General features: G+C 44.4%; 11 protein-coding genes. 4 read left to right on the top strand and 7 right to left on the bottom strand.

Annotated features, from left to right (window positions below):
- The first annotated feature begins 130 nt into the window (after positions 1 to 130).
- A complete protein-coding gene (locus WKU26_RS12120; RefSeq protein WP_340322220.1) occupies positions 131 to 979 on the top strand; it encodes an AraC family transcriptional regulator in 849 nt (282 codons plus the stop codon).
- Positions 980 to 1,111: 132 nt separating this feature from the next.
- Here WKU26_RS12120 and WKU26_RS12115 read toward each other — a convergent pair whose 3' ends face one another.
- Positions 1,112 to 2,761 (bottom strand): C69 family dipeptidase, encoded by a 1,650-nt coding sequence (locus WKU26_RS12115; RefSeq protein WP_340322219.1) that lies wholly within the window; start codon positions 2,759 to 2,761, stop codon positions 1,112 to 1,114.
- A gap of 343 nt (positions 2,762 to 3,104) precedes the next feature.
- Positions 3,105 to 4,766 carry a M23 family metallopeptidase gene (locus WKU26_RS12110; RefSeq protein WP_340322218.1) on the bottom strand — a complete coding sequence of 554 codons (1,662 nt, stop codon included), beginning with the start codon at positions 4,764 to 4,766 and terminating at the stop codon, positions 3,105 to 3,107.
- A gap of 404 nt (positions 4,767 to 5,170) precedes the next feature.
- On the opposite strand from WKU26_RS12110, the gene WKU26_RS12105 reads away from it, so the two are divergent.
- From WKU26_RS12105 to WKU26_RS12095, 3 genes are all read left to right on the top strand, one after another.
- Positions 5,171 to 5,449, top strand: coding sequence for a LysO family transporter (locus tag WKU26_RS12105; RefSeq protein ID WP_340322217.1), 279 nt, complete (start codon positions 5,171 to 5,173; stop codon positions 5,447 to 5,449).
- Positions 5,446 to 6,072 (top strand): lysine exporter LysO family protein, encoded by a 627-nt coding sequence (locus WKU26_RS12100; protein ID WP_340322216.1) that lies wholly within the window; start codon positions 5,446 to 5,448, stop codon positions 6,070 to 6,072. The genes WKU26_RS12105 and WKU26_RS12100 overlap by 4 nt, the downstream gene beginning before the upstream one ends.
- A gap of 118 nt (positions 6,073 to 6,190) precedes the next feature.
- The gene (locus WKU26_RS12095) at positions 6,191 to 7,267 is read left to right on the top strand and encodes a YeiH family protein (protein WP_340322215.1); all 1,077 of its coding nucleotides are present in this window, start codon (positions 6,191 to 6,193) and stop codon (positions 7,265 to 7,267) included.
- A gap of 138 nt (positions 7,268 to 7,405) precedes the next feature.
- On the opposite strand, the gene WKU26_RS12090 is transcribed toward WKU26_RS12095, so the two are convergent.
- The 5 genes from WKU26_RS12090 to WKU26_RS12070 all read right to left on the bottom strand — a co-directional run bounded on the left by WKU26_RS12090 (position 7,406) and on the right by WKU26_RS12070 (position 11,784).
- Positions 7,406 to 8,071, bottom strand: a complete 666-nt coding sequence (locus WKU26_RS12090) for a DUF4276 family protein (protein ID WP_340322214.1) — start codon at positions 8,069 to 8,071, stop codon at positions 7,406 to 7,408.
- On the bottom strand, positions 8,068 to 9,129 hold the full coding sequence (locus tag WKU26_RS12085; RefSeq protein ID WP_340322213.1) for an AAA family ATPase: 1,062 nt from the start codon (positions 9,127 to 9,129) through the stop codon (positions 8,068 to 8,070). The genes WKU26_RS12090 and WKU26_RS12085 overlap by 4 nt, the downstream gene beginning before the upstream one ends.
- Before the next feature lie 90 nt (positions 9,130 to 9,219).
- Positions 9,220 to 10,146, bottom strand: a complete 927-nt coding sequence (locus WKU26_RS12080) for a LysR substrate-binding domain-containing protein (RefSeq protein WP_340322212.1) — start codon at positions 10,144 to 10,146, stop codon at positions 9,220 to 9,222.
- 204 nt (positions 10,147 to 10,350) lie between these two features.
- Positions 10,351 to 10,761 carry a hydroxyisourate hydrolase gene (gene uraH, locus WKU26_RS12075; protein WP_340322211.1) on the bottom strand — a complete coding sequence of 137 codons (411 nt, stop codon included), beginning with the start codon at positions 10,759 to 10,761 and terminating at the stop codon, positions 10,351 to 10,353.
- 432 nt (positions 10,762 to 11,193) lie between these two features.
- Positions 11,194 to 11,784, bottom strand: a complete 591-nt coding sequence (locus WKU26_RS12070; protein WP_340322209.1) for a DUF6621 family protein — start codon at positions 11,782 to 11,784, stop codon at positions 11,194 to 11,196.
- Positions 11,785 to 12,225 lie beyond the last annotated feature (441 nt).

Below are 12,225 nucleotides of genomic sequence, written 5' to 3'. Positions count from 1 at the left end.
ACATTACTTTAAGATAAAATTTATTCTTTTGCAAAGTTAAATTGTTTTCCCGCTTATTGCCGGACATACAATTACTCCACACCGTAAAATTATTACGCTATTCCGATATTTCATTTATAAGTTTTGCATAATGAACACATACACACCCAATCAATTCTTACTAAAAGATTTCGTAAAAGGCACCGAACAGTTTCATTTATCGAGAGTAAACATATCCGGATTGGGAGACTTATCTTTCCACACACACGATTATGCAGAACTTTTCTGGGTAGAAAGTGGAAGTGGTATACATCACATCAACGGAAAGACAGTTGCTCTGAGACCATACGATGTGGTGATGATACGCCCCACCGACCTGCATACCTTCTCCTCTCCGAAAGGCGACCTGACCATTGTCAATGTAGCATTTTACACTTCCACACTGGATTATTACAAGAGCCGTTACTTTCCGGATTCAGACTCTTATTTCTGGACAGACAAAGAGCTGCCCTACCACTGCAATTTACGCCAAGACTGCATTTCCAGATTCACGGCACGGGTGGAATCTGCCATGAAAAAGAAGCACTCCTTCCTCCAGCTGGACAGTCTGATGCTGCACATCTTCCGCACCATTCTCAACGAACAGCAACACGTTACCGAAAACTCACAAATGCCCCCGTGGCTCATCAATGCAATAGAACAGTTCAAAAGACCGGAAAACTTCATAAGAGGAACCGAAGGTTTCATCGAGCTATGCAACCGCAGTCAGGACTACATCGGCAGAGCACTGAAAAAAAGCCTTCACAAAACACTTACTTCCTACATCAACGAAGTAAGAATGGAGTATGCCGTCACCCAGCTTACCATGACCAACATGCCCATCAAGGAAATCAGCAGCCGGTGCGGATACGAGAGTCTCGCTCACTTTTATTTCATTTTCCGTAAGACCTATCACGTTTCTCCTCATCAGTACAGAACGCACAATCAGAAAATCGTTTAGAAGCGATGGAGAAACATAAAAAAGGTAAGCCTCTACGTATAGCTACCGTTCACACAGATCACACACGTCAAGGCTTACCTTTTCCTTATCCAGTTGTCAGGGTATCCTCCCCCCCCGACAGGAAATGAAGTCTTACTTCTTCAGTTCTTTCACTTTATAGCGGTCGCCGGTAGCTTTTACCAGCTCACGCAAGAATTCTTCCGGATATCCCGGACGTACCAGCGGAGCCACATTTCCTGTTTCCGGACGCATCAGCTTACCGTCTTTCATCTTCTTCATTGCTCCGTCGTTGTAGCGTACAATCAGGAATTCACCCAATTTCTTCCAACTGTCTACAGCACTCTGTGCAGTCATGTGAGTATAGTTGGTCAGGAATTCTTTTGCTTTCTCCGGATCTTCGTTATACAGTTTCATGGCAGCAGTTTCCACTCCGCTCTGTGCCTGTTCGAATGTATTTTCCAGACCGTTCTGTACATTGCGCATATCTTCAATCATCAGACTGTAGCGCGGACGGATCATATCGGCTACCCAGTTGTAAATCCAGAAAGCAGAATCCCATGAGAATGTCACACAGTCGCCGTTACCTTCCGCATACACATTCGGCACACGGTCTGTACAGCAGTATACCGGAGTAAATACAGTCATGTTCGCGTCGTCCAGACCAAACCACAGCACACCACCGATGGCATCCGGCATCGAAGCACGCATCTGTGCCACAAACGAGAAGGCACTCTGCTGAGTCGAAATCGGACGTTCGTTGAAGTATTCCGCACCGTCTACCTTGAAAGTCAGCGGCGACAGACGGTAAGGCATATTAAACGGACCGGCTCCCATGTCTTTGGTAATGTCCAGCGGAGTACCTTCGTAGTGGTCGCGCATAGCCTGCTGGATATCACGTACCGAAATCTTACGGTCCGGTTTCACGTACAATGGCATCGGTTCGCTGCTTTCCCCCTGTACATACGACAGATAAGCCTGTCCGGTTGCTTTGCTGAACATGTTGTAGTAGCTCCATACACGAGCTTCACACGCACGCAGCCCGCTGAAATCCAACGGACAATATGCATCGGCAAAGCTGAAGTCCTTGTTGGCTCCATTGAAATATCCTTTTTCGCGTGCAAACGAAATTACATCCGGAGAGTACAGACAGTTCTCCTTGTCGTTCATATTGAACTTATGGATACGGCTCTGGTTGGCATGCGCTGCAATACAGTCATCAGGGATACGCACTGCTACCCACACTGCACCTTTCACCCCCGGACCCTTACCGATCATTTCCATAATCCAAACTTCATTCGGATCGGCAATAGAGAACGATTCCCCGCTGCTGTAGTAACCATATTCCTTCACCAGGTCGGTCATCACCTTGATTGCTTCTTTTGCAGTACGCGAACGCTGCAAAGCCACATAAATCAAGCTTCCGTAGTCCATCACTCCGGTAGTATCCACCAGTTCCGGACGTCCGCCAAAAGTAGTTTCCGCAATTGTCACCTGAAACTCGTTCATGTTCCCGATTACGTTGTAAGTCTGTTTCGCTTCCTTAATCTGTCCCAGATACTTACCCGTATCCCAGTCGTAGATGCTTCTCATGGCACCTGCCGGATGCTGTGCAGCCGGATAATGGCACAGGAAGCCGAACATTCCATACGAGTCGGCAGAATAAGAAACAATCACCGAACCGTCGGCAGAAGCTTTCTTGCCGACAATCAGGTTGGTACATGCCCAACCGTTTACGATAAAAGCCGTCAGAAGTACGACAGCTGTCAGAAATCTTTTCATCATATTTTTTAAGTTTATTAGTTTTTTAGTTTTTAAGTTAGGTGACGAGGTACTTGTTTAAGTTTTTGAGTTTTTAAGTTTTTTAGTTGGTTGGTGTTATCAAACTCAGAAACTCAAGAACTTATCTTAAGTTTGTAAGTTTTTTAGTTTTTAAGTTTGTTGATGTCCTCATACGCAAACTCAGAAACTTAATAACTAAGAAACTCATATTAAGTTTTTTAGTTTTTAAGTTTGTTGATGTCCTCATACGCAAACTCAGAAACTTAATAACTAAGAAACTCATATTAAGTTTTTTAGTTTGCAAGTTTGTTGATGTCTTCATACACAAACTCAGAAACTCAAAAACTTAAAAACTATACTTCTTCCTCGTCTCATTCCCGCAATAATCCGTCACAATCACCTCGGCTTTATGCGGAACTCCCTTCTTTATCTTCTCCTTGTCTATCACCACCAGCATACCTTTTTTCAGGCCGGACAATACAAACTTTCCGTCTATATACACCTTGTAGCCGGCTACCCCCGTTTCCGCATCGCCCACCTTCAGGCGCACATTCCGGGTAGACCTCCATGTATGCTGTGCCACCGGTGTCACCCTCGGCGCAATGGTATCCACGGCTACGGCAAAGCGTCCCAGGCTGCGCACCTTCGCCTTCACCCATCCGTTCTCATACGTTCCCCCCATCGAGGCACGCCACTTTCCGGCCTTCTGCACAATGTAATACTTCGTAGTATCTTTCACCGGAAGATGTCTCACCCCGATAGACAGCGTACAGAACCCGTGCAGCGGAGTCTTTCCCGCATCCAGCACATAGTCGAACGAGATCCCCGTACTGTCGCCTACCACTTCAGTCTGAAGTTCCGCGTTGTCATACAGCATTCCTTTCGGTACCAGCAGTTCCATACCCGCCTCCTGTATCACATTCGTCTTGTTCCAGTACAACATCTTGTTCGCCTTCGGTACGTAAGGAGGAATTTCCTGTTTCCGTCCCTTCACCGTAAAACGGTACGTCCGTGTATTTCCGAAATTATCCGTCAGCACATAGCGGAACCGGTAATCCCTTTCCTCATCAATGTGCACCACGCCGCGGCTTTCTCCCGCCTGCAGCAGTCTCAAGCGGTTGCCCGGTGCAATATACGAACGCATAATCAGCCTCCGGCTTCTCATCAGCTCTTCGTAATCCGTAAAGCCATTAATCATCCGGTTCTCGTCCGGCAATACCCGGTCCGTCGTGCTCCGGAACACCTCCTTGTCGTCTACATACAGCACCACCGAGTGCACCCCGTAGAAATTCGATGTTCCGTCCATATAATCCTTGGCACTGATGCCCGTATAAATAGCCCCCCAGGCGGTTACCCCCTGATTCAATGCACCCACTTCCAGCAGTTTCTTCTTTGCGGCTCCATTGATTACCCCTTTTCCCGGCAACGGATAAAAACCGACCAGACTCGCCACCGGAGCCCTCGTATCCTTCAGTCTGTCCTTGAAATAAGGCATCGGGTCGATGTACTCCTGCGTATCCGTATGGCGCAATTCAAAATGCAGATGCGGTCCGGCCGAAGCCCCTTCGTTACCGCTCATGGCAATAATCTCTCCCGCCTTCACCGGAAACATTCCCGGTTCCGGTTCCAGATTACACACAAAAGTCTCGTTCTTGTACTGATACTCACGTACATACTGCTGTACCTTCGGCATAAACGAAATCACATGCCCGTACACCGAGGTAAACCCGTTGGGATGCGTGATATAAATAGCTTGTCCATACCCTCCGTGCGAAACAGCCACTCTCGATACATATCCGTCTGCCACACAGTGAATAGGCTTCCCTACCACCCCTTGTGTTTTGAAATCCAGTCCGTTGTGAAAATGATTCGGCCTCAGTTCCCCGAAGTTCGCACTCAGCAACAGCTGAAAATCAAACGGAGAATGCAAAGCCATCTGTTCCGCCTCCTGTGCCTGCACACAGAGACTCATTCCCAGTGCAAACACCCATCCTAATTTCTTTATCATTTCTCTCTTTTATAAACAGCACACAAAGATAGAATTTTTTCTCCTTCTTCCCTTACACTGTCCCCTGTTATTCAGCGGGTCAGCCGAATCTTTCGCAAATATATGAATAAAAATTTGGAAAATATACACAAATATCTCTACCTTTGCAGCGCAAAACCAATAAAGCCCATGCATAGAATATCTACATATCATCTTTTACCCGTTCCGTTATACCGCCCCGTGGTATACGGCCGGTACGCTACGCTCATGCACTGGGTATGCGGTTTCCAATAAGCACCTCCCTTTCTTTTATCCGTGAAAGTCAGGCAGGCCCAACCCGCCCGCCGGAAACCTTTCAATTGTCAATTGTCAACTGTCAACTGCCAATTCGCCCCAGTATTCACGTTAAAATCCACAGAAGAATTATGTTTTCTATCGTAGGAACCATGCTTACAGGTGTCACTATCGGATACCTCTTCAGAAATATATCCTTTTTGCAGCACACCGAGAAAAGTATCTCGTGCACCATTCTGCTGCTCCTGTTCATTTTAGGCCTCACCATCGGCTCCAACGACCAGATTATCGGCAACCTCGCCACCTTCGGCTGGCAGGCAGCCATCCTTGCCGTGTCTGCCACTTGCGGCAGCATCCTGGCTTCATGGATGGTACTGAAACTCTTCTTCGCGAAAGGAGGTGAAAAATGAAAGGCAGCCTCCTTGTCCTCCTTTTCTTCCTCGTCGGCTGCCTGCTTGGCATTGCCGATATGCTCCCTTTGGATAAGTTGCAGGGCAATCTCACCCTCTACATCCTCTATGCCCTGATGCTTCAGGTAGGCATCAGCATCGGATGCAGCAAAAACCTCAAGAGCATTGTCTCGCAGCTCCGTCCCAAGTTCCTGCTCATCCCGCTGGCCACCATCCTCGGCACCCTGCTGTTTTCGGCCCTTGCCAGTCTGCTGCTCTCGCAGTGGAGCGTGTTCGACTGCATGGCGGTAGGCAGCGGCTTTGCCTACTATTCCCTGTCGTCCATCCTCATCACCCAGTTCAAGGAAGCCTCCCTCGGCCTCCAGCTGGCTACCGAGTTGGGCACCATCGCCCTGCTCTCCAACATCTTCCGCGAGATGATGGCACTTCTGGGCACTCCCCTTCTGTGCAAATACTTCGGCAAGCTGGCCCCCATTTCCGCCGCCGGAGTCAACTCCATGGACGTGGTACTCCCCATGATTACCCGCTACTCCGGCAGCGACATGCTCCCCGTAGCCATTCTCCACGGCCTGCTCATCGACATGAGCGTACCTTTTTTCGTATCCTTCTTCTGTCAGTTGTAGCCCGCTATTACTTTCAGTTATAAGGGATAAATATTTTTGAATAGGTTTATCGGAAAGAATCCTCTACCTTTGCAGCGGAAAAAAGAAAAACGATTCACAATTCAAATAAAATTATACCATGTTTAAGAAAGGAAACAGAGGAAACACTCTTCACGGAATTCTGCTCATCGCATTATTCTCTTTCGCAGCATTCTACATCGCTGAAATACCGTTTGTAAAAAGTCTGTCATTCAGTCCGCTTATTGTCGGTATCATTCTGGGTATGCTGTACGCCAACAGTCTTCGCAACCACCTGCCCGAAACCTGGGTACCCGGTATCAAGTTCTGCACCAAACAGATTCTTCGCGCCGGTATCGTACTCTACGGTTTCCGTCTTACCCTTACAGAAGTAGCGGCAGTCGGTCTTCCGGCAGTGGTTATCGATACAATCATCGTAGCCAGCACCATATTCTTCGGTATCTGGATGGGCCGTGCTCTCAAAATGGACAAAGATACTTCACTGATGACTGCCACCGGTAGTGCCATCTGTGGTGCGGCAGCCATACTTGGAGCCGAACCGGTAGTGAAATGCGAAGGTCATAAGACTGCCATCGCCGTATCTACCGTTGTGATTTTCGGAACCATCTCCATGTTCCTTTATCCGGTCATGTACCGTGCCGGACTTCTCGATGGTCTGGGCGATATGGGGGTAGCCATCTACACCGGAAGCACCCTTCACGAAGTAGCCCACGTAGCCGGTGCCGGAAACGCCATGGACCCCACCGATGCCCTGGGTATTGCCGGAAATGCCACCATCACCAAGATGATCCGTGTCATGATGCTGGCTCCCGTACTGGTTATCATGAGCCTTGCACTGGCAAAACGCAAAACCAACGAACCGGGTGCGGCTTCAGGCAAAAGTAAAATCACCATTCCCTGGTTTGCATTCGGCTTCATCGGAATCATCTGCCTCAATACCCTTCTCCAGTCTCTGCTGGGAGTAGAAAGCGTAAAAGACATTCCGCTGAACGGTGCCATCGAATACATCGACACCTTCATGCTCACCATGGCAATGACCGCTCTGGGTACCGATACCAGCATCGACAAGTTCAAACAGGCAGGTGCCAAACCCTTCCTGCTGGCAGGCTTCCTCTACATCTGGTTGTTAGGCGGAGGATATCTGCTCACCAAATACCTGGTACCGGCATTGGCTTAAAACCAAGTATACCCCAAAATACTTTCCGTAAAAAAGCGACTGTCTCAAAATAGAATCGTACTCAGCATTATCACTCCGAGAACTTTTCCCTTTTAAGACAGTCGCTTTTTTTATCTATTCACACCCATATAAAACCATTTATTCTAATGCCTTTTTCAGATTTTCCACCCATTGGTTAAATCGGGGGCATTTCAATAAAACTGTTTCTATACCGATTTCTTTCAAAATTTCTATTCCATAAACCACTTTATTATATCCGGGTATTATCTTTTTGAGCCGTACAGATGGAGCCGTATCGGGTTTATTATTAATATCTTCCGGATTAGAATACTTTCCTATAACCCTTTCCAGCTCTTTTCCATCAAATTCATTTTCATCAAACAAAGCAGCAATCCCATTATAAGAAGAAAATACCAATGCTTCAAACTCATGCAATTGAATATACGGTATAAAGTTATCAAACTTCCGTTCTTTTACATTTTCAATATCCTCCTTCATCTTCTTCTCAAGAAAATCCACCTGCTCCTGGTGAGTCACATATTGAGACAACTGGCTATACCCCGGGAAATTACTTGGTAACCGATAAAAATCAATCATGGTTGTCACCACCACATCCGACTCATAGATAGTATTGATAATATCCTGTTTTATATAGGAATATTTGGCAATTCCACCATTTGAATGCTTTGTTTTAAAACATTGAACCACATTAAATATTCCCAAGGAACAAAAGTAAGGGCACAATATACGATTTACAAACCCTTCTTCTGTTTCACCTTCCACAATTACGACCAGTCTTTTCATAACATTTCGGGTTGCCCTTTAATTATACTTTTAGTCCACAATTCACCCAACGAGTAATCATCCAGCCATTTTCTTAAATCATCAGTATTCAATCTGTTAAAGACCGATTGTCCGTCTTTCCGGTCTACAGTAATAATATCTTCAGCCTTAAAATTATTAATAAGATTTACAGATTGCGTAGAAATAATAATCTGACATCCTCGCTCAGCTGCCGATTTTATCATACCTGCCAATTTTATGATGGCTACCGGATGAAGTCCCAGTTCCGGTTCATCAATAATAATAACCTTAGGAAGTTCCGGTTGCATCAATAATGTAGCCAAAGCAATAAAGCGTATACTTCCATCCGACAAATGATTCACAGAAAAATATTTATCCGGAACTTCAGCGTCATTCCATACCAAGTCTATTTTATTATTATTCAAAATCTGAGGTTCCAGGTCAAAACATTCAAAATAAGGCATTACAGACTTAATGACCAACTCTATCCGTTTCAATGTTTTTGGATGAACCCGTTGCAACATGTACAGATAGGCAGAAAGATTACCTCCATCTTCTTTCAATACTCTATTATCATTCACATCTGCACTTGCACGCAGAGGAGATCCTTTTCCTGTATCATGAAAATGATAATTTTTGTAACTTTTCAAATAGTTTCTCAACCATTTATCCCGAAATGCAGTAGAATCCTTTATTCTGCTTTCATCAAGATTCGAAAACGTATTTGGCCGATCGGCATAATAACTGCTCTCCTCCGAAATAAACAGACTCCCATTATCTCTTGATTGCAAGATAACTTCATAAGCATTATCTGCAAACTGCAAATACCCTTTTATCTCTTTTGTCTTTTTCAGCCCATAATAGAATAAAGAATCTGCACGGTTCTGCATTGTATAATTTTGTAACCGTTGCTCATAAACAGTGTTGATTAATTTAAAAAACGAAATGAAATTTGTCTTTCCAACCCCATTCGAACCGATTAAAATATTAATAGGATTTAGTTTCAATTCCATTTTTTGAATTGACTTATATCCTTCAATCATTATTTTATCCAACATAGTTATATCCTTTAAATTCTATTTCATCTGAATAATCAGAGATTACGTTTTTCTATAAAATTTAAGAAACAAACGAAGATAATAAAAAACTTACAAAGAGCCTATCACACAGCTGTTTTTTGACTCAAATTTCAGATAATTCCTCAGGAAATGCATGAAATGGGTGGCAGCCGAATCTTCCTGTCCCTGCGGTTTCACAAAGCAGAAATGCCGTTTCACCTGTAGTCCGTCCACATCCACCACCTTGAAAATACCCTCTTTCAGCTCCTCTTCAATAGCCTGTATAGAGACTATTCCCATCGCATTGCTGTACTTCAAAAACGACTTGATACTCTCCGTGCTCCCCAGGTGCAGCCGCACATTCATGGCAGACAGTTTCAGGTTATGCTCCGCCAGTGCCATCTCAATGGCATCCAGCGTACCCGAGCCTCTTTCTCTCAGCACCAGCGGCACCCGGTAGAACTCCTCCATCGAAAGCTCATCATGCACCGCCAGCGACGACTCCGCACAAACCACAGGCACCAGCTCGTCGCAAAGGAAAGGTTCATACTTCAGGTCGGGCAGTCGGAATACCCCTTCCACCATCCCTAAGTCGATGGTATGCTCCTGCAAAGCCCGCTCAATGTTCCTCGAGTTACTGTCCATCAGCGTCAGATCCATTTTCGGGAACTTCTCCGTAAACCGTGCCAGCACCGGCGGCAGCACATATTGGGCAATGGTCGTACTGGCTCCCAGACGCAACTGCCCCGCATATTCCTGCTGCAACAGATGCATGTCATACTCCAGTTTCCTGTATTCCGCCAGAATCCGCTCGCAATGCTCCAGCAGCAGCTCTCCCGCTCCGGTCAGCGAAATCTTGTTCCCCTGCCGGTCGAACAGCCGTACTCCATACAGGCTTTCCAGTTCACGGATATGCTTGGTAATAGCCGGCTGGCTCACAAACAGCTCCTGCGAAGCCTTCGTAAAGCTCAGATTCTTGGCTACACTATAAAATACTTTTAATCGAAAATCAGACATAGGGGGATAAGTTTTTTAGTATAAGTTTTTGAGTTTTTAAGTTTGTAAGTTTGTTGGTGTAAGTTTGTAAGTTTTTGAGTTTGTTGGTGTTCTCAAACTCATATTAAGTTTGTTGATGTTCTCATACGCAAACTCATAAACTCAAGAACTAAAAAACTCATCTTATACTCAAACTTAAAAACTTACAAACTCAAAAACTAATAATCAATTTCCTCTATACGTAGAATACCCATACGGCGACAAGGTAATAGGCACATGATAATGATTCTCATCCTTTATTTCAAAAACCACATCGATAAACGGATAAAAACTATCTTGCTTCTTCTCCTTAAAATAAGGTCCCACATGATAAGTCAACTTATAGATTCCTTTATTATCCGTTCCCTCCGGAAGAAAATCCTTAATTCTTCCGTTTTCATCCGTTTTTTTCTCATCTACCAATACCCAGCCTTTATCAGCATTCAGTTTATACAGACTTATTTTTACTCCCGCAGCCGGATATCCCGAATTAATATCCAGAATATGGCTGGAAAGCTGATAAGACCGATCTTGCGCAAAAGCGAACAGAGAAAAACACCACACAAACGATAATAGTACAAAAAGTCTAGTTTTCATAATCAGTTAGTATTAAAAGTTTATCACTCAATTTACCTGTGCTCAAAAATAAACAATTTTGTAACTATTACAAATTATTTCTTCGTTTTTAAGTTTTTGAGTTTGTAAGTTTTTTAGTTTGTTGGTGTTATCAAACTCATATTAAGTTTGTGAGTTTGTAAGTTTTTTAGTTTGTTGATGTTCGCAAACTCATATTAAGTTTGTGAGTTTGTAAGGTGGTAAATGTTATCAAACTCATAAACTCAAGAACTAAAAAACTCATCTTAAGTTTGTGAGTTCTTAAGTTTTTTGAGTTGGTTGATGTTCGCAAACTAAAGAACTCAAGAACTAAAAAACTCATAACAATGGACAATAGAAAATTGTCAATTATGAACTGTCAATTATGAACTGTCAATTATCAATTATCAATTGTCAATTATGAACTGTCAATTGTCAACTGCCAATCGCCAGCTCCTCCCCTCTAATCCCCAGCGCCTGAAGCACAGCGAAGCCCAGCATTTCGAACCGGCAGGCACAGTCCTTCCGGGGCGGATTCATACCCAGCACGGTAATCTCCTTGCCCTTCATATCAGCCACCTTTTTATATACCTTCTCCACATAACCCTCTTCATCCGGTACCACAATCAGGCGGACAGCCTCTTTCGATTCATTCAGCAGCTGCAGCGATTCCAGGAACAATTCCTCATGAGCAGCCATTTCCGAAGGCTGATAGGCATAAAGCGCAACCTCACCCAGTTCTCCCTTGAAGGCCACATTATTCAGCTCCTTGTCCAGGTCCGAAGGTGTACATCCGTCCATCTCTCCCATCCCCGACTCATAAATAAAAACCGACTGAATCTCATTCTCTCCGGTCTGTACTCCCGCATCCAGCGCCATGCACTCCAGCAAGACAGCCAGATCGGCACGCGGCAACTCACGGCCTACTATCGGCGAAAAATGCCGGCGCATATCGTTCACTACTCTGTTCAAATAGCAAGCGTCAATCAACATGACGGTAGGAGCAAATTTTATCTTCTTTTCCATACGTTTTTAATATCAAAATCATTTGAGGGGATAAAGATAATACTTTGCAAGCTGCTACATCAAATTTTACAATAAAAAAGCGCACCTCTGTCTAAGAGGTGCGCTCTCACAGCCGAACACACGGGTATATTTCCGCTACAAATATACGTTTTTTCCTTAATACCAAGCATAAAAAATTAATATTTTACTCATCGACAATTCACTTTCGTTTACATTATTTGCGAAAAATATAGCAAAAAAAGACTTTTTGCGTTCGAGATGAGCGCACCTCTTAGACAGAAGTACCCCCGGAGCTATATTCCATCTTCCTTGTAAATACCTGATTCATAACATCATACAGGCGTTATGAAGGAAGAGAGAATATATACTTCTTTTTTTTAACAAACCTAAAATCAGTAAATTAATTATACAAAAAATACATTTTGCAAGTCATTCTGTGCC

Source organism: Phocaeicola sp. HCN-40430, from assembly GCF_037890285.1.
Taxonomy (GTDB): domain Bacteria; phylum Bacteroidota; class Bacteroidia; order Bacteroidales; family Bacteroidaceae; genus Phocaeicola; species Phocaeicola acetigenes.
Note: the sequence above shows the minus strand (reverse complement) of the source record. Positions and strands in the feature narration are given on the sequence as shown.